The sequence below is a fragment of the Streptomyces sp. NPDC044033 genome (genome assembly GCF_056434425.1).
Genome location: NZ_JBWKFF010000016.1, coordinates 20,643 through 42,729, shown reverse-complemented (window position 1 = coordinate 42,729; position 22,087 = coordinate 20,643). Strand labels below are relative to the sequence as shown.

The 22,087-nt window shown below is 73.4% G+C and carries 16 protein-coding genes; 14 read left to right on the top strand and 2 right to left on the bottom strand.

Annotated features, from left to right (window positions below):
- Positions 1–128 precede the first annotated feature (128 nt).
- A complete protein-coding gene (locus AC07AB_RS25990) occupies positions 129–1,796 on the bottom strand; it encodes a PucR family transcriptional regulator (RefSeq protein ID WP_478571193.1) in 1,668 nt (555 codons plus the stop codon).
- Positions 1,797–2,113: 317 nt separating this feature from the next.
- Here AC07AB_RS25990 and AC07AB_RS25985 point away from each other — a divergent pair, with 317 nt between their 5' ends.
- From AC07AB_RS25985 to AC07AB_RS25955, 7 genes are all read left to right on the top strand, one after another.
- Positions 2,114–3,013 carry an FAD binding domain-containing protein gene (locus AC07AB_RS25985; RefSeq protein ID WP_478571190.1) on the top strand — a complete coding sequence of 300 codons (900 nt, stop codon included), beginning with the start codon at positions 2,114–2,116 and terminating at the stop codon, positions 3,011–3,013.
- Positions 3,004–3,804 carry a (2Fe-2S)-binding protein gene (locus AC07AB_RS25980; protein WP_478571188.1) on the top strand — a complete coding sequence of 267 codons (801 nt, stop codon included), beginning with the start codon at positions 3,004–3,006 and terminating at the stop codon, positions 3,802–3,804. Before AC07AB_RS25985 ends, AC07AB_RS25980 begins: the two co-directional genes overlap by 10 nt.
- Positions 3,805–3,806: 2 nt before the next feature.
- Positions 3,807–6,188, top strand: coding sequence for a xanthine dehydrogenase subunit D (gene pucD / locus AC07AB_RS25975; RefSeq protein ID WP_478571185.1), 2,382 nt, complete (start codon positions 3,807–3,809; stop codon positions 6,186–6,188).
- 196 nt (positions 6,189–6,384) lie between these two features.
- Complete coding sequence (locus tag AC07AB_RS25970) at positions 6,385–7,842, top strand: NCS2 family permease (RefSeq protein WP_478571183.1); 1,458 nt, start codon at positions 6,385–6,387, stop codon at positions 7,840–7,842.
- Positions 7,843–7,872: 30 nt separating this feature from the next.
- Entirely contained in the window at positions 7,873–9,183 is a 1,311-nt protein-coding gene (locus AC07AB_RS25965; RefSeq protein WP_478571180.1) for an XdhC family protein, read from the top strand.
- A 103-nt stretch (positions 9,184–9,286) separates the two neighbouring features.
- The gene (locus tag AC07AB_RS25960; protein ID WP_478571178.1) at positions 9,287–10,462 is read left to right on the top strand and encodes a glycoside hydrolase family 6 protein; all 1,176 of its coding nucleotides are present in this window, start codon (positions 9,287–9,289) and stop codon (positions 10,460–10,462) included.
- A gap of 79 nt (positions 10,463–10,541) precedes the next feature.
- Complete coding sequence (locus AC07AB_RS25955) at positions 10,542–11,795, top strand: SLC13 family permease (protein ID WP_478571175.1); 1,254 nt, start codon at positions 10,542–10,544, stop codon at positions 11,793–11,795.
- A 63-nt stretch (positions 11,796–11,858) separates the two neighbouring features.
- Here the strand turns inward: AC07AB_RS25955 and AC07AB_RS25950 are convergent, their stop codons facing one another.
- Positions 11,859–12,287, bottom strand: a complete 429-nt coding sequence (locus AC07AB_RS25950; protein WP_478571173.1) for an ATP-binding protein — start codon at positions 12,285–12,287, stop codon at positions 11,859–11,861.
- 296 nt (positions 12,288–12,583) lie between these two features.
- On the opposite strand from AC07AB_RS25950, the gene AC07AB_RS25945 reads away from it, so the two are divergent.
- The 7 genes from AC07AB_RS25945 (at position 12,584) to hppD (ending at position 22,014) form a co-directional block, all read left to right on the top strand.
- Positions 12,584–13,444, top strand: a complete 861-nt coding sequence (locus AC07AB_RS25945) for a helix-turn-helix domain-containing protein (protein ID WP_478571170.1) — start codon at positions 12,584–12,586, stop codon at positions 13,442–13,444.
- Between the two features lie 5 nt (positions 13,445–13,449).
- Positions 13,450–13,683: a DUF397 domain-containing protein gene (locus tag AC07AB_RS25940; protein WP_363129973.1), complete on the top strand. Its 234-nt coding sequence runs from the start codon at positions 13,450–13,452 to the stop codon at positions 13,681–13,683.
- A 101-nt stretch (positions 13,684–13,784) separates the two neighbouring features.
- Positions 13,785–14,600: an SAM-dependent methyltransferase gene (locus AC07AB_RS25935; protein ID WP_478571167.1), complete on the top strand. Its 816-nt coding sequence runs from the start codon at positions 13,785–13,787 to the stop codon at positions 14,598–14,600.
- A 514-nt stretch (positions 14,601–15,114) separates the two neighbouring features.
- A complete protein-coding gene (locus AC07AB_RS25930) occupies positions 15,115–17,967 on the top strand; it encodes a helix-turn-helix transcriptional regulator (RefSeq protein ID WP_478571164.1) in 2,853 nt (950 codons plus the stop codon).
- 1,072 nt (positions 17,968–19,039) lie between these two features.
- Entirely contained in the window at positions 19,040–19,525 is a 486-nt protein-coding gene (locus AC07AB_RS25925) for a cold shock domain-containing protein (RefSeq protein WP_478571161.1), read from the top strand.
- Between the two features lie 148 nt (positions 19,526–19,673).
- Positions 19,674–20,660, top strand: coding sequence for a streptomycin biosynthesis protein (locus AC07AB_RS25920; RefSeq protein WP_478571159.1), 987 nt, complete (start codon positions 19,674–19,676; stop codon positions 20,658–20,660).
- A 283-nt stretch (positions 20,661–20,943) separates the two neighbouring features.
- Entirely contained in the window at positions 20,944–22,014 is a 1,071-nt protein-coding gene (hppD, locus tag AC07AB_RS25915) for a 4-hydroxyphenylpyruvate dioxygenase (protein ID WP_478571156.1), read from the top strand.
- Positions 22,015–22,087 lie beyond the last annotated feature (73 nt).

The window sequence follows — 22,087 nt, the reverse complement described above, 5'->3', positions numbered from 1 at the left end:
TGCAAATACTAGATCACCGCAGGAAGCCGCCCCCACGGGCTCCCCGCTCCCCGTCGCCGCCGACGGGCCCGCGGACGCGAACGGCCCCCTGGCGAACGTTCGCCAGGGGGCCGTTTCGGCTGTTCGGGTCAGCTCATCCGCAGAGCCAGGAAGAAGTCCAGCTTGTCCTCCAGTCGGGACAGATCCCGGCCTGTCAGCTGCTCGATCCGCCCGACCCGGTAGCGCAGGGTGTTCACATGCAGGTGCAGCCGGGCCGCACACCGCGTCCAGGAGCCGTCGCAGTCGAGGAACGCCTCCAGCGTGGGGACGAGCTCGGCGCGGTGGCGCCGGTCGTAGTCGCGCAGCGGGTCCAGCAGCCTGGCCGTGAAAGCGCGGCGCACGTCGTCCGGCACGAAGGGGAGGAGCAGCACATGGGAGGCGAGCTCCTGGTGGCCCGCGGCGCAGACCGCGCCGGGCCGCGCCGCCGCGACGCGACGGGCGTGCCGTGCCTCCTCCAGCGCCCCGCGCAGCCCCTCCGCGGAGTGCACGGCCGCGCTGACGCCCAGCGTGAGCCGCCCGTCGTCCGCCAGCCCCCGCGACAGCGGCTCGCGCACCGCGGCCAGCAGCGTGTCCGCGTGCAGACCGGGGGCCGGCGCGTCCTCCGCGTCGTCGTCGGAGACCGCGGGGATCGGTACGAGCGCCACGGCCTCGTCCCCGGTGTGCGCGACCGCGATCCGGTCGGAGGGCTCGGGGCCCGCGGCGACCGGGTCGACCAGCACCTCCTCCAGCAGCGACTGGGCCACGGCGCCACCCGGCACGTCCCCGCCCGCCCACTCGACGCGCGCCACGACGACCTGCCAGTGCGGGGCCGCGCCCAGCCCCGGCAGCAGCACGGGGGCCGCCACCCGCAGCCGGGCCGCGATCTCGGCGGGCGGCGCGCCCGTCTGCACCAGCTCCAGGACCTCCTGCGCCAGCCGGCGCCGCACGGTCCGCGCGGCGTCCCGCCGTTCCCGTTCCACCGCGATCAGCTGGGTGACGCCGTGCAGCAGGTCGAGCCGCTCCGCCGGCCAGTCCCCGGCGTCCGCCTCGACGGCCAGCACCCAGTCCGAGAGCACCGTCTCCCGCAGGTCGCGCCCGCCGCCGCGGACCGGGAAGAGGGAGTACGTACCGCCCCCGGCCGTGCAGCGGTGCGGGCCGCGGCGGCCCGTACGGGACGCGGCCAGCTGCTCGCCCGCGAGCGTGGCGCGGAGCTCGGCGGACAGCTCCGGCCCGGACCCGGCCGGGGAGGCGCCGGCGATCCGGCGCCCGGTGGGGGAGAGTACCCAGGCCCGCAGGTCCAGGTCCGAGCCGAGCAGGTCGAGCACGACGTCCGGCCCGCCGCCCGCGGGGCCCGCGGTCATCAGCCGGCGGTGCCGGTCGACGACCGCCGCCAGGTCCCCGGCCCGTTCGCTGGAGACCTGCCGCACCACGTGCTCGGTGATCGACGCGAACGAGACGGCCTCCACCACCGAGAAGAGCGGCAGCCGGTGGCGGGCGCAGGCCAGCACCAGATCGTCCGGAACGGCGCCCATCTCGGCCTCGCCCGCCGCGAGCCCGGCGACCCCGGCCGCCGCGAGAATGCGCACGAAGCGCTCGGAGTCCTCCGGCTCGCGCCGCCAGGCGAGGCCGGTCAGCACCAGCTCGCCGCCGGAGAGATACCGGCTCGGGTCGCGCAGATCGGTGGTCATCACGCCGCGGACGGTGCGCTCCAGTTCATCGTCGCCACCGAGCAGCCGCAGGCCCAGGGCCCCGGTCTCCAGCAGGGTGCGCAGCCGCATCGTCGTCTCCGCCGATCTGTCTTGTTGTCACCAGTGGAATGCAGTGAGGTTTCCGAACCCCGTCTTTCGTTCGAATCTACAAGACCGGGCCCGCGACCAGCCAACTGCTTCATGGTTTCGGTGACTGCACCCGGAGGCCGCCTCCTCTGTGTACTTGGCGCACGCCGCCCCGACGGGACAGGAAGAACCCGGTACCGCGAGCCCGGTACGGGCCCGAGCGCGGCATTCGCGACAGCACGGTCCGGCACGCCCCGGCACCACCCGCCCGGCACAGCCCCGAGCAGCTCCCTCGAATTCGATCGAGAAGAGACACACCCATGGACTTCCTGCGCCCCACCGCCTGGGGGGAGGCGCTCGCCGCGAAGGCCGAGCACCCCACGGCGGTACCCATCGCGGGCGGCACCGACGTGATGGTCGAGATCAACTTCGACCACCGGCGGCCCGAGTACCTGCTCGACCTCGGCCGCGTCGGCGAGCTTACCGAGTGGGAGACCGACGAGGGGTACGTTCGCCTCGGCGCCGCCGTCCCCTACACCCGGATCATGGACCGGCTCCGCGCCGAACTGCCCGGCCTCGCGCTGGCCGCGCACACCGTCGGCTCCCCCCAGATCCGCAACCGCGGCACCGTCGGCGGCAACCTCGGCGCCGCCTCCCCGGCCGGCGACTGCCACCCCGCGCTGCTCGCCGCGGGCGCCGAGGTCGAGGCCGCGTCGGTGCGCGGCACCCGGCTCATCCCGGTGGAGGAGTTCTACACGGGCGTCAAACGCAACGCCCTCGCCCCCGACGAGCTGATCCGCGCCGTCCGCATCCGCACGGCGGACGGGCCCCAGCAGTTCTCCAAGGTCGGCACCCGCAACGCCATGGTCATCGCCGTCTGCGCCTTCGGCCTCGCCCTCCACCCCGGGACCCGCACCGTGCGGACCGGCATCGGATCGGCCGCGCCCACGCCCGTACGGGCCCGCGTGGCGGAGGAGTTCTTGAACGCGGCGCTCGCGGAGGGCGGGTTCTGGGAGTCGGGGCGGGCCGTACCCCCGTCGATTGCCCGGCAGTTCGCCGAGCTGTGCTCCGGCGCCTGCAACCCCATCGACGACGTCCGCGGCAGCGCCACGTACCGGCGGCACGCGGTCGGCGTCATGGCGCGCCGCACGCTCGCCTGGACCTGGGACGAATTCCGCGGCTCCGGCCGCTCCACCGAGGGAGGCGCGTCGTGCGCGTGAACTTCACCGTCAACGGCCGGCCGCAGGAGGCCGACGACGTCTGGGAGGGCGAGAGCCTCCTGTACGTGCTGCGCGAGCGGCTGGGCCTGCCGGGCTCCAAGAACGCCTGCGAACAGGGCGAGTGCGGCTCCTGCACGGTCCGCCTCGACGACATTCCGGTCTGCGCCTGCCTGGTGGCCGCCGGACAGGCCGAGGGCCGCGCGGTCATCACCGTCGAGGGGCTCGCCGACCTCGCGGAGCACCGCTCCGCGGGGCGCGCGGCCGACGGGGGTACGGGTGTGGGCGACGCGGGTACGGGCGTGGCTGACGCGTGGCGTGCGGGCGATGCCGGTACGGGCGTGGGTGACGCGTGGCGTGCGGGCGATGCCGATACGGGCGCGGGTGACGCTTGGCGTACGCGCGACGCCGGTACGGGCGCGGATGACACGAGCCGTACGCGCGACGCCGGTACGGGGATGGGCGCCGCGGACCGTACAGCTGACGCCGGTACGGGCGCGGGCGTCGCCCGGCGTTGGCAGCCCGGGCCCGGAACCACCGCGCGGGCCGCCGGACTCGCCCCCGTACAGCAGGCGTTCATCGACGCCGGGGCCGTGCAGTGCGGCTTCTGCACCCCCGGTCTGCTCGTCGCCGCCGACGAACTCCTGGAGCGCGCCCCCGATCCGTCCGACGCCGACATCCGCGAGGCGCTCTCCGGCAACCTCTGCCGCTGCACCGGCTACGAGAAGATCCTCGACGCGGTCCGCCTCGCGGCCGCCCGTGCCGCCGCCCCGGCCGCGGAAGCGGGGCGCTGACCATGGGCGCGACCCGCATCCCCACCGGCCTCACCCAGGACGCCGCCACCCAGGGCGGCATCGGCGCGTCCACCCTGCGCCCCGACGGCACGCTGAAGACCACCGGCGAGTTCGCGTACGCCTCGGACCTGTGGCACGAGGACATGCTGTGGGGCTTCACCCTCCGCAGCCCCCACGCGCATGCCGAGATCCGCTCCATCGACACCGCCGAGGCGCTGGCCCAGCCGGGTGTCCACGCCGTCCTCACCTACGACGACCTGCCGGCCGCCACCAAGAACTACGGCCTGGAGATCAAGGACACCCCCGCACTCGCCCACGGCCGGGTCCGCCACCACGGCGAGCCCGTGGCGATCGTCGCCGCCGACCACCCCGAGACGGCCCGCCGCGCCGCGGCCAAGATCAAGGTCGAGTACGCCGAGTTGCCCGTCGTCACCGACGAGGAGAGCGCCACCGCCGAGGACGCGCCGCTGCTGCACCCCGGCCGCGACGACCACCACGCCGCCCACGTCCCGCACCCCAACATCGTGCACCGCCAGCCGATCGTCCGGGGCGACGCCGAGGCGGCACGGGCCCGCGCGGACACCATCGTGACGGGCGAGTACGAGGTGGGGATGCAGGACCAGGCGTTCCTCGGCCCGGAGTCCGGCCTCGCCGTGCCGGCCGAGGACGGCGGCGTCGACATCTACATCGCCACCCAGTGGCTCCACTCCGACCTGCGGCAGATCGCCCCCGTACTCGGCCTGCCCGAGGACAAGGTGCGGATGACGCTCTCCGGCGTCGGCGGCGCGTTCGGCGGCCGCGAGGACCTGTCGATGCAGATCCACGCGAGCCTCCTCGCGCTGCGCACCGGCAGGCCCGTGAAGATCGTCTACAACCGGTTCGAGTCGTTCTTCGGCCATGTGCACCGCCACCCCGCCAGGCTCCGGTACGAGCACGGGGCGACCAAGGACGGCACCCTCACCCATGTGAAGTGCCGGATCGTGCTGGACGGCGGCGCGTACGCCTCCGCGTCCCCGGCCGTCGTCGGCAACGCCTCCTCGCTCTCCGTCGGCCCGTACGCCGTCGACCACGTCGACATCGAGGCGATCGCCCTCTACACCAACAACCCGCCCTGCGGCGCGATGCGCGGCTTCGGCGCGGTCCAGGCGTGCTTCGCGTACGAGGCCCAGATGGACCGGCTCGCCGAGGAGCTGGGCATGGACCCGGTGGAGCTGCGGCGCAAGAACGCCATGTCCCAGGGCGACCTGATGCCCACCGGCCAGGCCGTCGACGCGCCGGCCCCGGTCGCCGAACTGCTGCGCCGCGTCAAGGCGATGCCGTTGCCGCCGGAACGGCAGTGGCTCGCGGCCGGCGCGGGCGCCGACGTACGGGCCCTGCCCGGCGGGCTGTCCAACACCACCCACGGCGAGGGCGTCGTGCGGGGCGTCGGCTACGCGGTGGGCATAAAGAACGTCGGCTTCTCCGAGGGGGCCGACGACTACTCCACGGCGCGCGTCCGCCTGGAGGCGGTCGGCGGCGAGCCGGTCGCCGTCGTGCACACCGCGATGGCCGAGGTCGGCCAGGGCGGCACCACCGTACTCGCCCAGATCGCCCGCACCGAACTCGGCGTCGCGCAGGTGACCATCCACCCAGCCGACACCCGGATCGGCTCGGCGGGCTCCACCTCCGCCTCCCGGCAGACGTACGTCACCGGCGGCGCGGTCAAGCACGCCTGCGAGGCCGTCCGGGCCGAGGCCCTGGAGCTGGGGCGCGCCCGGTTCGGCACGTACCACCCGGCGTGGGCCACCGCCGAACTCCTGCTGGAGGGCGGCAAGGTCGTCACCGACGGCGGCGAGGTGCTCGCCGATCTCGCGGACGTCCTGGCGGGCGACGCCGTCGACGTCGAACGCGAATGGCGGCACCGCCCCACCGAGCCCCTCGACCTGCGCACCGGACAGGGAAACGGCCACGTCCAGTACTCCTTCGCCGCGCACCGCGCGGTCGTCGAGGTCGACACCGAACTGGGCCTGGTCAAGGTCGTCGAACTGGCCTGCGCCCAGGACGTCGGCAAGGCGCTCAACCCGCTGTCGGTCGTCGGCCAGATACAGGGCGGCACCACGCAGGGCCTGGGCCTCGCGGTGATGGAGGAGGTCGTCGTCGGCGACGACGGCCGGGTCCGCAACCCCTCCTTCACCGACTACCTCATCCCCACCATCCTCGACACCCCGGCCATCCCGGTCGACATCCTCGAACTGGCCGACGCCGCCGCCCCGTACGGGCTCCGCGGCGTCGGCGAGGCGTCCACCCTGTCCTCGACCCCGGCCGTCGTGGCGGCGATCCGCGCGGCGACGGGGCTGCCCCTCAAGCGCGTGCCGGTGCGGCCCGAACACCTCACCGGCACCTGAGCCGGTGTCATATCCCCGGCCGCGCCCGCCGCCCGGCAGGGGATGAACGGGCTCCGGCGCCCCACCCCGTACGGCGGTGCGCGAACGCGCACCGCGAACCGTTCGCCTCGGGCCGTCCCCCGGGTCGTGCAGCCCACGCACCATCCCAAATCCCGCGCCGCGCGCGGGTGTCCCTGTGAACCTTGGGAGTAGGCACATGACCCATCACTCGATACGGCCGCAGGCCGCGGCAAAGGACGCGGGCAGCGGCTCGCGCCCGCCGGCCGGGCGGTCGTGGCCCGACCGGTACTTCCACATCACCGACCGCGGTTCGACCCTCGCGCGCGAGGTGCGCGGCGGCATCACCACCTTCATGGCGATGGCGTACATCCTGCTGCTCAACCCGGTGCTGCTGAGCGGCCCCGACGCCGACCAGCACACCCTCGGCCGCACCGCCGTCATCACCGCGACCGCCGCCGCGGCGGCCCTCACCACGCTGCTGATGGGGTTCATCGGCAAGGTGCCGCTCGCCCTCGCGGCCGGGCTCAACGTCTCGGCGGCCCTGACCACTCAGGTCGTACCGCGGCTGACCTGGCCGCAGGCCATGGGGATGTGCGTGATGTACGGCGTGGTGATCATGCTCCTGGTGGTCACCGGCCTCCGCGAGATGATCATGAACGCGATCCCGCTGCCGCTGAAACACGGGATCACCATGGGCATCGGCATGTTCGTCGCGCTGATCGGCCTGGTGAAGGCCGGCTTCGTCGGCAAGGGCGTGGGCGCCCCCGTCCAGCTGGGCGCCACCGGCGAACTCACCGGCTGGCCCGTCCTCTTCTTCGCCGTCACCCTGCTGCTCATCCTCATGCTCCAGGCCCGCGCCGTCCCCGGCGCCATCCTCATCGGCATCGCGGTCGGCACGGTCCTGTCCATCGCGGTCACCCGGCTCGGCGGCCTCACCGACCGGGACTGGGGCGGCACCACCCCCGCGCTGCACGGCAGCGCCGTCTCCACCCCCGACTTCGCCCTCCTGGGGCACGTCGAGTTCGGCGGCTGGGACCGGATCGGGGCCATCAGCGTCGGCATGATCGTCTTCACCCTGGTGCTGGCCGGGTTCTTCGACGCCATGGCCACCATCATCGGCGTCGGCACCGAGGCCGGGCTGACCGACGGCAAGGGGCGGCTGCCCGGCCTGTCCCGGGCGCTGTTCATCGACGGGGCGGGCGGCGCGCTCGGCGGCGTCGCCGGAGCCTCCGGCCAGACCGTCTTCATCGAATCGGCCACCGGGGCCGGCGAGGGCGCCCGTACGGGCCTGTCGTCCGTCGTCACCGGAGCGTTCTTCGCCGCCTGCCTGTTCTTCACCCCGCTCACCCGGCTCGTACCCGCCCAGGTGGCCGCGGCGGCGCTCGTCGTCATCGGATCGATGATGATGAGCGCCGCCAAGCATGTGGACTGGGGCGACCGTTCGGCGTCCGTACCCGTCTTCCTGACGGTCGCCCTGATGCCCTTCACGTACAGCATCACCGCGGGCGTCGGCGCGGGCGTCATCGCCTACACCGCCATCCGGGCCGCACAGGGCAAGTGGCGCGAGCCGGGATCGTTCATGTGGGGGCTGAGCGTTATCTTCCTCGTCTACTTCGCGCTCGGCCCGATCGAACGGTGGCTGGGCGTCAAGTGAGGGACCGGGACGGATGAGGAGCTGACCACCATGCTGGACATCGCCGCCGAACTGCACCAGTGGTGCGAGCAGGGCCGCGGCTTCGCCGTCGCCACCGTCGTGGCGACGCACGGCAGCGCGCCCCGCCGGCCCGGCGCCGCCCTCGCCGTCGACTCCGACGGCACCGCGATCGGCAGTGTGTCCGGCGGATGCGTGGAAGGCGCGGTGTACGAACTGTGCCGCGCGTCCCTGGACACCGGCGAGAGCGTCCTGGAGCGGTTCGGGTTCAGCGACGAGGACGCCTTCGCGGTGGGTCTGACCTGCGGCGGCACCATCGACATCCTCATCACGCCGGTCCGCGCCGCCGGCTCCGCCGACGCCGATGCCGATGCCGATGCCGATGCCGATGCTGACGCCGACGCGCGGACGCTCGCCGCCGCGCTGTCCGCCGCCGCGCACGGCGAGGCGGCGGCGCTCGCCCGGGTCGTCCGCACGGTCGACGGGGCGGCCGAACTGCTGGGCCGCGCCCTGCTCGTACGGCCCGACGGACCGTACGAGGGGGGACTCGGCGGCCCTCCGGAGCTCGACCGGACCGTCGCCGCGGAGGCCCGCGCGATGCTCGACGCGGGACGTACGGGCACGCTCACGGTCGGCACGGCGGGCGTGGCGGCTCCGCTGGGGGCGGAGGGGGAGGGCGTTGCCGCGGACCCGGACCCGTCCGCCCCCGCGAGCCCCGATCGGGCCGCCCCGCAGACCCAAGGCAGCGAAAGCCCGGCGTGCGGGCAGCGCGTCGTGCTGCTCGTCGAGTCCAGCGCCCCGCCACCCCGCATGATCGTCTTCGGGGCCATAGACTTCGCCGCCGCCCTCGTCAAGGTCGGCAAGCTGCTCGGCTACCACGTCACCGTATGCGACGCGCGCCCCGTCTTCGCCACGCGGCAGCGCTTCCCCGAGGCCGACGAGATCGTCGTCGACTGGCCGCACCGCTACCTCGACACGCAGTCGCTCGACGGCCGCGGCGTGCTCTGCGTCCTCACCCACGACGCGAAGTTCGACGTGCCGCTGCTGGAACGGGCGCTGCGGCTGCCCGTCGCCTACGTCGGCGCGATGGGCTCGCGCCGTACCCACCTGGACCGCCTGGCGCGGCTGCGCGAGACCGGTCTGACCGAACGGGAGCTGGCCCGGCTGCACTCCCCGATCGGCCTCGACCTCGGGGCCCGTACGCCCGAGGAGACGGCCCTGTCCATCGCGGGCGAGATCGTCGCGGCCCGCCGCGGCGGCACCGGCGCCCCGCTGACGGGCGCCCACACCCCCATCCACCACGACGCCCGTACGCCCCTCGGGCGCGTCGGCTCCGTCGCCTGACCCGCCCCGTCTTGACGCGCACCACGCACTGGACGAGTCTCGGAGCCTCGCAGGACGCCATCGCACCGCGGGCCCCAGCGGCCCGCGTGGACCGGGAGGGGCCATGAGCAGCAGACCGGGACGCGTCGCCGCGCTCCTCGCCCATCTCGCCGTGCTCGCCTCCCTGACCGCCATGGCGCCCGCCGCCCGCACGGCCCCCGAACCGCCCGCCCCGCGCGGCTTCTACGCGCCGCCCGCCAACCCCGCCGCCTACCGGCAGGCCCTCGGGCTCATGATGCGCGGCCGGGTCGGCGACGCCGCCGGCCTGCTCGCCATGGCCCGCGCACCGCAGGCGATCTGGTACGGGGACCAGCGTCCCGCCGAGGCCGAGCGAGCCGTACGGGCCACCGTGCGCGCCGCCGCCCGCACCGGGACCACCCCGGTCCTCGCCCTCTACAACGTGCCCGGCCGCGACTGCGCCGGCTACTCGGCCGGCGGGGCCCACGACACCGCCGAGTACGCCGCGTGGATCGACGCCGTGGCCCGCGGCATCGGCCACCGCCCGGCGCTCGTCGTGCTCGAACCCGACTCGCTCGCGCTCCTCCCCGCCGACTGCGGGCAGGACGACGAGCGCGGCACCAGGACCGCGGCCCGCTACACCGAGCTGAACCACGCCGTCGACCGCCTCGCACCGCTGCCGCGCACCAAGGTCTACCTCGACACCGGCCACCCCGGCTGGCACTCCGTCGGCTCCCTCGTGCCGCGCCTCCTCAAGGCCGGGGTCGCCCGCGCCACCGGATTCTTCACCAACGCCTCCAACTACCAGGACGACGACGCCAACGCCTGGTACGGAACGCTGATCTCCGCCTGCGTCGGCTACGCGCGCGGCGGCGGCGACCCCGCCGGCTGCCCGGACCAGCGGTGGCCCCGCGCCGAGGCCCGGCGGTGGCTGGCCGCCCACCCGCCCGCCGACCCGGCCCGTATGCCCCATTTTGTCACCGACACCAGCCGCAACGGACAAGGCCCCTGGACGCCGCCGGACGGCGTCTACTCCGACCCGCAGGACTGGTGCAATCCGCCGGACCGCGGTCTGGGGGAGCGGCCCACCACCCGCACCGGCGACGCGCTCCACGACGCCAAACTGTGGATCAAGAACCCCGGCGAGTCGGACGGCCAGTGCCTGCGCGGCACCCCCGGGCCCGCCGACCCCGAGCGCGGTTCGCCCGACCCCAAGGCCGGGGACTGGTTCCCCGACCAGGCACTGGAGCTCGTACGCTTCGCACAGCAGCCGCTGATCTGAGCCCGCGCCGCCCGGCCCCGCTCACCGCCGGCAGCACCTGAACGCCGCCGGGAGGACCGAGCACCGTGAGCACCGCCCTGTGACCGCCGTGCACGAGACGGTCTCGGTCCTTCTGCTGCTGACGGTGCTCGCCTTCGCCGTCGTACGGCCCCGGGGCCTGCCCGAGGCGGTCGCGGCCGTGCCCGCCGCGGCCGCCGCGGTCGCCATCGGCGCGGTCTCGCCCGCCGACGCCTGGGAGCAGACCCGCACCCTGCTGCCCGTCGTCGGCTTCCTCGCGGCGGTGCTCGCGCTCGCCCGGCTCTGCGACGACGACGGGCTCTTCGCGGCCGCCGGGGACGCGGTGGCGCGGCGCTGCGGCGACAGCCCGGGGCGGCTGCTGGGCGGGGTGTTCGCGGTGGCGGCCGTCGTCACCGCCGTGCTCAGCCTGGACGCCACCGTGGTGCTCCTGACCCCCGTGGTCTTCGCGACCGCCGCGCGGGTGGGCGCCCGCGCCCGGCCGCACGCCTACGCCACCGCGCACCTCGCCAACTCCGCGTCCCTGCTGCTGCCCGTCTCCAACCTCACCAACCTGCTGGCATTCGCCGCCAGCGGCCTGACCTTCACGCGCTTCGCCGCGCTGATGGCCCTGCCGTGGCTCGCCGCCATCGCCGTCGAGTACGCGGTCTTCCGCCGCTTCTTCCGCGCCGACCTGACGAAGGGCGCGCACGCCGTACGGTCCCCGGCCCCGCACGCCGTGCCCGCGTTCACGCTCGTCGTCCTCGCGCTGACCCTCGGCGGCTTCGTCGTCACCTCCTTCGCCGACGTGAACCCGGCCTGGGCCGCACTCGGCGGGGCGCTCGTACTCGGCGCCCGGGCTCTGCGCGGCGGGCGCACCACCGTGCCCGCTCTGGTGCGCTCCGCGAACCCGCTGTTCTGCCTCTTCGTCCTCGCGCTCGGCATCGTCGTCAAGTCGGTCGTCGCGGGCGGCCTCGGCGGGGCCATGGGCGACCTGCTGCCGGACGGCGACTCGCTCCCCGAACTGCTCGCCGTCGCCGCCCTCGCCGCGGTCCTCGCCAACGTCATCAACAACCTGCCCGCGGTACTGGCCCTGCTGCCGCTCGCCGCCCCGGCCGGCGCCGGCCCCGTGCTCGCCGTCCTCATCGGCGTCAACCTCGGCCCCAACCTCACCTATGTCGGGTCCCTGGCCACCCTCCTGTGGCGGCGCATCCTGCGCGAGCGGGACGCCGACCCCGACCTCGGCGAGTTCACCCGCCTCGGCCTCCTGACGGTGCCCGCCACCCTCGCCGCGTCGACCGTCGCCCTGTGGGCGATGCTGCGCGCCATCGGCGGCTGAGGGCCGGCTCCGCGGACTGCCGGAGGCGTTCAGCGGGAACGTTTCAGCCGCGCGATCCCGCCGTCAGCCGCCGGCGATGCGCAGCGTGGCCCACACGGTGTGGCCCGTGCTGTGCCCGGGGGCGGCCACCCCCCACGCGTCGGCCATGCTCCCCACCAGCAGCAGCCCGCGCCCCGTCTCCGCGTCCAGCCCCGCGCTCCGCTGCCGGGGGCCGCCGCGCCCCGAGCCGCTGTCCCCTACCTCCAGGCGCACCTGGGCGGTGTCCGCCCGTACGCGACAGGAGATCCGCTCGCTGTCCGTGTGGACCACGGCGTTGGTCACCAGCTCGGAGACGACGAGGACCGCGGCCGCGCATATCCCGTCGGGGACGGCGCACCGGTCGAGCCACTGGCGGGTGCGGTGCCGGGCCTCGGCCACGGACGTCGTGCGGCTCGGCAGCTGGAAGACATCCTCCTGCTGCTGCGACTGCGGGGTGGGGGGCAAAACGTGCACGAGGAGCGCCTTCCAGCGGAGGGGGCGGGTCTGTCGACGGCCTCGCGGTCCCGCACGGCAGGCCAAGGGCGCGCGTCGGCGTGTCGGTCACCGGCAGGACAACTCGACCGCGCGGACGGCTGGTTGGCGTGGGCCGCTCGTGGTTCGTGAGGTTCGCCACTCGATCACTATGGGTGCCGACACAGTCAACTGGCAAGCGGTCATCCTGATAATTTCAGGAAGGCAATCCCAGATTGCTTCTATCCTCAACGCTATGGCTCAGGGCATGATGTGCCGGAGAGTTGAGGAGGTGCTGTATGGGTGACGCGCGAACGGGTACCGCGCCCACCGTCCTGCGTCTGGTGCTCGGCATACAGCTCCGAGGGCTCAGAGAGCGCGCCGGGCTGGAGCTCGAAGAGGCCGCGGCGGCCATCGACGTGACCCACCAGACCATTCGCAGGATGGAGAAGGCCGAGGTAGGGCTCAAGATCCCCTACGTCAAGGAGCTGGTGGCGCGCTACGGGCTCGGCGAGGAGGAGCGCGAGGACTTCCTCGCCCTGGTACGGGAGGCCAACAAGCCCGGCTGGTGGCACCGCTTCCGCGACGTCCTGCCGGACTGGTTCAGCGCCTACGTCAGCCTGGAGGACGCGGCCGAACTGATCCGCTCGTACGAGCCGCACTACGTACCGGGGCTGCTCCAGACCGAGGACTACGCGCGCGCCGTCCTGCTGGTCGGCTCCGACGGGGACGCCGGTGAGCTCGAACGCCGGGTAGCCTTCCGCGTCAAGCGCCAGGACCTGCTCACCACGGACCACGCGCCCACCGTATGGGCCGTCCTGGACGAGACGGTCTTCCGCCGGTCCGTCGGCGGACCCGACGTCATGCGCGCCCAGATCGACCACCTCCTGGAGATCTCCGAGCGGCCGAACGTCCGGCTCCAGATCATGCCGTTCGCGGCCGGACCGCACCGCGGCGCCTTCGGCCCCTTCCATCTGTTCCGCTGCCGGCTGCGCGAACAGCCCGATGTCATCTACACCGAGGGGCTCACCGGCGCGGGGTACCTCGACGACCGACCCGACGTCGCGGCCTATATCGAGGCCCTGGACCACATGGCCGTCCAGGCCGCCTCGTTCAAGCAGACCAGGACCATCCTCAAGGACCTGAGAGAGGAGCTGTGACGCAGATGGAGATCCACAACGGAATGCCCGCCAACGCCCTCGGCACCGAGGGCTGGCACAAGCCCTGGAGCGGACCCAACGGCGGCAGCTGCGTGGAAGCGAAGAAGCTTTCCGACGGTCATATCGCCGTGCGCCAGTCCACCGACCCCGACGGTCCCGCCCTCATCTACACCAAGGCCGAGATCAAGGCGTTCATCCAGGGCGCCCGCGCCGGCGACGCGGACTTCCTCGTCCACTGACCGGCCCGCAGCATCCCCGCCCCCGGCTCACCGGCACCCCCGGACCACCGGCGGCACGCACATTTCGACAGATCACTCCTGAGCACGGAGGGCGGACACCCATGGCCGAAACCGGAAGCGCATCCGGCACCATCGACACCAGCAAGCCACACCCGGCGCGTATGTACGACTACTACCTGGGCGGCAAGGACCACTACGACGTCGACGCCCTGGCCGCGGCGGACGTCGAGGCGGTCTTCCCCGGCATCAAGATCTGCGCCCAGACCAACCGGCTGTTCATGCACCGGGCCACCCGGGCGCTCGCCGAGGCCGGCATCCGGCAGTTCCTGGACATCGGCACCGGCATCCCCACCACCCCCAACCTGCACCAGGTGGCCCAGGAAGTGGCCCCCGACGCCAGGATCGTCTACGCGGACAACGACCCCATCGTGCTGATCCACGCGCAGGCCCTGCTGCGCAGCACCCCCGAGGGCCGCACCGAGTACATCCACGCCGACGTCCGCGACCCCGAGTCCATCCTGAAGGCCGTCCAACTGCACGCCACGCTCGACATGGACCAGCCGGTCGCGATGTCGCTCAACGCGCTGCTGCACTTCATCCCCGACTCGGACGGCCCGTTCGAGATCGTCAAGGGGCTCGTCGACGCCCTGCCCTCGGGCAGCTACCTCGTGCTCTCCCACTGCACACCGGACTTCGACCCGGAGGCGTGGGAGAAGGTCATCTCCATCTACCACCGCAGCGGCATCCCCGCCCGGGTGCGCTCGAAGGCGCAGGTGGAACGATTCTTCGACGGTCTGGAACTCCTCGACCCCGGAGTGGAGGTGCCGCACCGCTGGCGGAACGAGGGCGCCGAGCTGACCCCCGACATCACCGACGCGGCGGTCTCCTTCTACGCGGGCGTGGCCCGGAAGCCGTAACCGTGCCACCGACACCGGTGGAGCCCGACCCCGGGCGTGCTGTGCGGCCGAACCCCGTCGTACAGCACGCCACGGAATTCCCAACTCCCGAAACTGTTTCACGATGGGACTGGCGACCAGGTAAGGAGCAGGCAAAAATAGGTGGATGACGGGGTGGGGCAGAGCGCTGGCACGGGGACGGCTCCGCCGGAACCGCGGCCGCTCCCTGCGCGATCGTCAGGCCGGCCGACCGTCGGCGGCGATCCGCGCACGGGTTGACCGTACCGCCGTCAGCGGAGAGCGCAAGACCACCGACCCCACCGCCCCATCCGGAACACTCCTACCTTCACACTCGCCTTCGCTCTCCACGGTGCGGCCGAAGCGGAAGGAACGGCTTCGGCCTCTGTGCGACGCGCGGCAGGCGCTCTCGCGGGCGACGGCCCCGCGGCGGGGAGCCCCACCGCGGCGGCGAACACTCTTGCGGCACGGTTCACGGCACGGATCGGCAGTCAGCACTCGGGGGTGAAACCAGCTCATGAGGTTGGTGGAACGCGACAAAGAGCTTTCGGCGATGGGGAACATGCTCGACGCCTGTGCGGCCGGGCGCGGCGGAGTGGCCTGGGTCAGCGGCCCGGTGGCCAGCGGAAAGACGGCACTGCTGAGCGCGTTCGGGGAACGCGCGGCGGAGACCGGCGCGCTGCTGCTGCGCGCCACGGCGGCCGGGGACGCACCCGAGCAGCCGCTCGGCGTCATGCGGCAACTGCTGCTCGGAGCGGACCTGCCCGGCGCCGACGCCGACCGCGCCGCGCGGCTGCTGAACCTGGTCGCGGCGACCGCGCCGGTGCGCGGAGCCGAAGGCACCATCCCCACCGAAGTGGCCGTCGACGTCTTCCCCCGGCTCTGCGGCATCCTGCTCGCCCAGGCCCGCAAGCGCCCCGTGGTGATCGTCGTCGACGACGTGCACCACGCCGACCCCCACTCCCTGGAGTGCGTGCTCTACCTGACGCGCCGGCTGGACGTCAGCCGCATGCTGGTGGTGCTCGGCGAGAGCAGCGGCTTCCCCTCGAAGGACCCGGAGTTCCGCACCGAACTGCTGCGCCGCCCCAACTGCCGCTCGCTCCGGCTCGACCTGCTGCCCTGGCGCGGCGTGACCGAGCTGATCGCCGCCGGCCAGGAGGGCTGGCGGGCGCGCCCCCTCGTCTCCGACTTCCACCGGCTGAGCGGCGGCAGCCCGCTGCTGCTGCGGGCACTGCTGGAGGACTACCACGCCCCGGGCCGGGCCCGGCCCGCCGAACTGGTGCCGGGCGAGGCGTTCGAGCGGGCCGTCACGGCCTGCCTGCACCGCAGCGCCGCCGCGACCCGGAGCACCGCGTGGGCGCTCGCGGTGCTCGGCCCGCGCACCGCCCGCGCCGAACTGGCGGAAGTCCTGGGCACCGGAGCCGAGCCAGTCGGCCACAGCCTGACCGCGTTGACCGAGATGGGGCTGCTGAGCTGCGGCTGGTTCCGCCACGAGGCGGGCCGGGCCGCGGTGCTGCGGAGCATGGAGCCCCGGCACCGGGCCCGGCTGGAGGCCCGCGCCGCCCACGTGCTGTACGAGCACGGGGAACCGCCGACCGCGCTGGCGCGGCACCTGATCATGGCCGAGCCCATCGACGCGCCATGGGTGCTGCCCACCCTGCTGGCGGCGGCCGACCAGGCGCTGGCCGCCGACGCGGCCGGACTGGCCCTGGACTGCCTGCGCGTCGCCCACGACACCTGCTCCGACGAGGGACAGGCCCTGGCCATCAAGGCCGCCCTGCTACGGGCCGGATGGCGCGTCAGCCCCTCCGCGGCGGCCCAGTACCTGCCCGAACTGACCGCGGCCGCACGCGCGGGACGGCTCGGCAGCCGGGACGCCAGGGCACTGGCCGGCTATCTGCTGTGGTTCGGACAGGTGGGAACGGCCGTCGAAGTGCTCGACGCCGTCGACCTGCACGGCGGGCCCGAGGCGGACGGCGCGGAGCCGCGCGAGCTCGGATTCCTCCGGCTCTGGGCCGCCTACAGCTACCCGGGGCTACCGGGCCTCCCGGCCCGGGCCGGCGCGCTCGCCGGGCGGCGGGACCTGACCCCGGCGCAGAGCGCACAGCGGCGGGCGATCGCGCTGCTGGAGGAGGCGGTGGACCGGGGCTCCGGCGCCGACGAGGTAGTACTACGCGCGGAGCGGCTGCTCCGGGAGACCCGGCTGGAGGACCGTACGCTCCCGGCCGTCACCGCCGCCCTGGCCGCGCTCGTCTTCGCCGACGGCCTGGACCGGGCCGCCTCCTGGTGCGACGCCCTGCTCAAGGAGGCGACGGAGCGGCGGGCCCCGATGTGGCAGTCGATGTTCGCGGCGGCCAAGGCGCTCGTCGAGATCAGACTGGGCAGACTCGCCGCGGCCGAGGAGTCGGCGCACACCGCGCTCACCCTCGTCTCCCCCGAGGAGTGGGGGGCGGCCGTCGCCACGCCCGTCGCCGCCCTGCTGTACGCCAAGACCGCGATGGGCCGCGTCGACGAGGCAGCGGCCCATCTGAGCATCCCCGTGCCCGACGCGGCCTTTCACAGCCCCGGCGGGCTGCTCTACCTCTGGGCGCGCGGCCACTTCTACCTCGCCACCGGACGCCCGTACGCCGCGCTCGACGACTTCCGCTCCTGCGGGGACCTGATGTCCGGCTGGGACCGGGACCTCCCCGCGCTCGTACCGTGGCGCACCGATGCCGCCCAGGCGTATCTGGCGCTGGGCGACCACCGGCGCGCCCGGGCGCTCGCGGAGGAGCAGTTGGCCAGGGGCGGCACCGGCCGCTCCTGGACGCGCGGCGTCGCGCTGCGGGTGCTCGCGTCCGTCGCCGACCCCGGCCAGCGGCCGCGGCTCCTCGGCGAGGCCGTGGAGATACTCCGGGAGCGCGGCCACCGGCTGGAACTGGCCCGCGCGATGGACGCGCTGGCCCGGGCGCACCGGGACCTCGGCGACGAGGGCCGGGCACGGACGCTCGCGCGCAAGGCGCAGCAGCTGATGCGGGAGAGCGGCGCCGAGCCGTCCGCGTACGAGACCCCGGCCGCCGGCGCCGGGGCGTCCCTCCCGCTCGTGGGGCGGCAGTGGTCGCCCGGCAGCGGCTGGCAGCCCGTCGAACTCAGCGACGCGGAGCTGCGGGTGGCCACGCTCGCCGCCCGCGGGCACACCAACCGGCAGATCGCCGGCAAGCTGTTCATCACCGTCAGCACCGTCGAGCAGCACCTGACCCGTGTCTACCGCAAGCTCGACGTCCAGCGCCGCACGGACCTCGCGCCGAAGCTCCGACTCGACGTCGCGGGGCCGGGCGATTCGGAAGGGGGCGGCAATGGCGCCGCCCATGACCGGCTCCGCGCGGTCTAGACCGAACCGGCCGGCCGGGCGGATTCCGAAGGGGAAGCCGCGCGGAATTCTTGGGGGAACACCCCGGAACTCCTAGTGCGTCGAACGGGCAATAGGCGGCGTTCCGGGCGCGGCCGCACACCTGCTACCCGGGATTCATCAGCGTCCGTCCGCGAAGTCCTTACAGCGCTCGCGGGCCTTGCCGTGCTTGCGGACTTTGGTGTGCTTGCCGCGCTCGCAGCCCATGAACTGGCGCTCAGGCGCGCGGATTTCCCGCGTGGGCCCCCCTTCCGGTGACCGGGTCCGGGCCGGCGGCCTGCTGACACGCCTGTCGCCCGCGGCCGATCGTCTGGTAGGGGGTGCTCCGCAGGGCCGTGGCCTGGCACTGGTGCGGCGACCGCTCCCAGCAGGCCGCCGAGGCTCCGGGCGGAACCGCTCGGCTCCGGGCCGGTGCGGCGTCCATCAGGAGTTTTCCGTAGCGGGCGCGGGTGGGCTTCCGGTTGTACCGGGCACGTTCCGTTGATTGTGCGGCCAAAGCTTCTCGGGTTATCACCCGGTGCGTCGCATATTCCCCAATAGGGGTACCAAATCCGAGCTCATGATTTCATTCGGCCTTCGGCTCCTGATTTTCGCGCGGCCCCGGGCCGTGATTCCCGATGGCCTGTACCTTTACCGGCGGCCGCGCGGCGGCCCGGCGTCCTCGCTGGTCGTAACGGGTCCGGTCGCGCCGTGCGGCCCGTACCGGGAAAACCACGGCGGTCCGCCGGGTGAAGGCGGCATGGCCGCAGGTGAAAGCGGTGTGTTGACTATCGGGGGTCTCGTCGTCCCGGCGGATGAGGCCGCGCGCCGGGGAATACCCCGGCAAGCCGACGGCGCCGGGTCCGCCGCCAGAAGGGCCTTACGCACAATGCAGTACCGAGTTGTCCTCACCGATAGCTGCCCCGGATAAGCGAATCATGACACCAGGAGTCGGGCCGCCTCGGATAGGGGTGCCTGACCGGTAAAGACGCTGTTAGAGTCGGAGCCCAAATAGGGGAAATTCACCGTCGGCGCATGCCACGTGGCGCATGGCGGAGCAACGGGGGGAGGGCGCGTGGATTTGGCGACGGGCAGAATCCTGCAATTCGATGAGATGCGCGGCTTCGGTTTCATCGCGGCCGACGACGGCGGCGAGGATGTGTTCCTCCATACGTCGGTCTTCGCCGGGGAGCCGGGAGAGCTGATCCCGGGAGCGCGCATCGAATTCCAGATCATGGCCGGTGAGCGCGGTCGGAAGGCCGTCACCGCACACCGTGCCGAGGGGCCGGCCCGCTCCGAGGGACGGCCGGAACCGGCCGTGCCCGCGACGACGCCCGGTGCGTCCGGTCGGGCCGGTGTGTCCGGTGGTGCCCGGGAGAGCGCCGTCCTCCCGGGCACCCCGGCACCCTCGGCCCACCCGGCCCTCTCATCGCCCGAGTTCGCGCACGAGGTCACCGAACTCCTTCTGGAGGCCGTGCCGACCCTGACTGGCAGTCAGGTCGTACAGGCGCGCCGGGCCTTGACCGAACTCGCCGGAAAGCACGGCTGGGTCGATGTCTGACCGGCGGGGCGGCGCCGTTCGCCGGGGCAGACCAGCGGGGGAGCGCCGCGCGGCGGCCTTGCATGAGTCGTCAGGTGCGCCGACGCACGCCTTGGGTGTGCCGACGCTCGCCTGCGCACGGGGGAAATCAGATCGTGAGGAGCTGGCGTTGGAGCCGGAGCAGGTTCGATTCGATCAGCAGATGGCCGTCGGAGTCGAGATCAATTCGCTCTCGGTGGCCGATTCACCGAGGATCTCCGGGGAAGATCCGGAACACGTAAAAGCGCTGACGGTGGCGCAGACCGAGCTGCCGCCGATCATCGTGCACCGCGCGACGATGCGCGTGATCGACGGGGTGCACCGGCTGCGGGCCGCCGTGCTCTGCGGCCACGACAAGATCGCGGTCAGGTTCTTCGACGGCGACGAGGCCGACGCCTTCGTCCTGGCCGTCGAGTCGAACATCGCGCACGGCCTCCCGCTGTCACTGGCGGACAGGAAGCGCGCGGCCGGGCGCATCATCGACTCGCACCCGCAGTGGTCGGACCGGATCGTCGCCTCGGTCACCGGCATCGCCCCCGGCACGGTCGCCGAGATCCGCAGGCGCCGTACGGTCGGCCTGACCGCCGTGAGCAGCAGGATCGGCCAGGACGGCCGGATACGCCCGGTCAACGGCGCCGAGGGGCGCAGGCTCGCCAGCGAGGTCATCGCGGAGAACCCCAGCCTCTCGCTGCGGCAGATAGCGCGGGCGGCGGGGATCTCCCCCGAGACGGCCCGCGACGTCAGGAACCGGCTGCGCCGGGGCGAGGACCCGCTGCCCAAGCCGCGGGGGAAGGGGCGCGTCGACGCCGCGAAGGCGTCGATGAGCACACGCAAAGGCTTCGGAACCGGGGCGATTCCGCAGCGCGCGCCGGTGCAGGACCGTACCGCGATCGTGGAGCGGCTCAAGGCGGATCCGGCACTGCGGATGACCGACACCGGGCGGACCCTGCTGCGGCTGCTCGCCATCCACACGATCAGCGCCGAGGAGTGGGAGGAGATCATCGACAACGTCCCGCCGCACTGCAGCAATATCGTGGCCCGTCTGGCCAGCGAGTGCGCGGGCATATGGGCGGAATTCGCCGTCCGCGTGGAGCACCGGGTCGCCGAGACCGTATAGCTTCCGGCACATCACCGGCAGTGCGCCGGTAGCGCACCGGCAGCCCTCCGGCGCGGCGTCCAAGCGCGGAATCGCCCGGTTGGACGGCGGTCGCCGTCCCACGGGCGGGGCGAGTGAGGCGGACAGGCGCGCGTGCGCCGAAGCGGTGGTCTGCCGTGTGTCGGAAGAGCCGTGTGCCGAAGGAGCCGCGTGCCGAAAGAGCCGCGGGCCGGAAGAGTGGGGCGACGTTCCAGCAAGAAGAGCCATGTTCTGCGAGAAGGGCCCAAACAAGGGGGAAGTTGGGATGGATGTTCGTGCGATAGACCATCTTGAGCTGTACGTGGAGGACGCCGAGGAGGCGGCCGCCCACCTGCGCGACGCCTATGGGTTCACCGTGCACGGGCGCGGCGGCCTGGGGGACTGCCGGACGATCCTGCTCCGGCAGCGGGAGATCGCCCTCCTCGTGACGTCGGCGCTGCCGGGTGACCACCCGGCCGGCGCGTACGTGGAGCGGCACGGCGACGGCGTCGCGATCATCGGGCTGGCCGTCGACGACGCGGACGCCGCGTTCTCCGAGGCGGTGGAGCGCGGGGCCGTGCCGACCGCTCCGCCGGTGGTGCTGGGCGAGGCGGGGAGCCGTGTGACCTTCGCGTCGGTGCTCGGATTCGGCGATGTGGAACACCGGTTCACCTCCAGGGAGGGGGCCGGCGCGCCGTTCGCGCCGGGCCTGATCGAGGAGACCGGGTCCGTGGCCCCGGCCGGCACAGAGCTGTTCGAGAGCGTGGACCACATCGCGGTCTGCCTGCCCGCGGGCGAACTCGACGCGGCCGTACGCCACTACCAGGAGGTCTTCGGGTTCACCCAGACCTTCGAGGAGCGGATCGTGGTGGGCCTCCAGGCGATGGACTCGAAGGTGGTGCAGAGCGCCTCGGAGAAGGTGACGCTCACCCTCATCGAGCCCGACACGACCCGCGAACTGGGCCAGATCGACGCGTTCGTGTTCGCCCACGGCGGTGCGGGCGTCCAGCACGTGGCCTTCCTCACCAAGGACATCACCACCGCGGTGCGTACGGTCTCCGACCGGGGCGCGCGCTTCCTGTCCAGCCCGGCCGCGTACTACGACACCCTCACGGAGCGGGTGGGCGACCTGTCCGTACCCGTGAGGACGCTGCGCGAGCTCAACATCCTCGCCGACCGCGACAGTTCGGGAGCGATGCTCCAGATCTTCAGCGAGTCCCGGCATCCCCGGCGGACCCTCTTCTACGAGCTGATCGAACGGCGCGGGGCGCGCACGTTCGGCAGCAACAACATCAAGGCCCTGTACGAGGCGGTGGAGCAGAACGCGCTCTCCGACTCCGCGGCCCCGTCGGCGTGACCGGACCGCGTATGCCGGCGCCGGGAACGATCGCCCCTATGACCAGCACCAGCACCAGCACCAGCACCAGCAC

Coding starts and splice junctions, on each gene's coding strand:
- AC07AB_RS25940 (WP_363129973.1), top strand. CDS start 13,450: ATGGAGATCCACAACGGAATGCCCGCCAACGCCCTCGGCACCGAGGGC.
- AC07AB_RS25945 (WP_478571170.1), top strand. CDS start 12,584: ATGGGTGACGCGCGAACGGGTACCGCGCCCACCGTCCTGCGTCTGGTG.
- hppD (WP_478571156.1), top strand. CDS start 20,944: ATGGATGTTCGTGCGATAGACCATCTTGAGCTGTACGTGGAGGACGCC.
- AC07AB_RS25990 (WP_478571193.1), bottom strand. CDS start 1,796: ATGCGGCTGCGCACCCTGCTGGAGACCGGGGCCCTGGGCCTGCGGCTG.
- AC07AB_RS25970 (WP_478571183.1), top strand. CDS start 6,385: ATGACCCATCACTCGATACGGCCGCAGGCCGCGGCAAAGGACGCGGGC.
- AC07AB_RS25960 (WP_478571178.1), top strand. CDS start 9,287: ATGAGCAGCAGACCGGGACGCGTCGCCGCGCTCCTCGCCCATCTCGCC.
- AC07AB_RS25985 (WP_478571190.1), top strand. CDS start 2,114: ATGGACTTCCTGCGCCCCACCGCCTGGGGGGAGGCGCTCGCCGCGAAG.
- AC07AB_RS25930 (WP_478571164.1), top strand. CDS start 15,115: ATGAGGTTGGTGGAACGCGACAAAGAGCTTTCGGCGATGGGGAACATG.
- pucD (WP_478571185.1), top strand. CDS start 3,807: ATGGGCGCGACCCGCATCCCCACCGGCCTCACCCAGGACGCCGCCACC.
- AC07AB_RS25935 (WP_478571167.1), top strand. CDS start 13,785: ATGGCCGAAACCGGAAGCGCATCCGGCACCATCGACACCAGCAAGCCA.
- AC07AB_RS25965 (WP_478571180.1), top strand. CDS start 7,873: ATGCTGGACATCGCCGCCGAACTGCACCAGTGGTGCGAGCAGGGCCGC.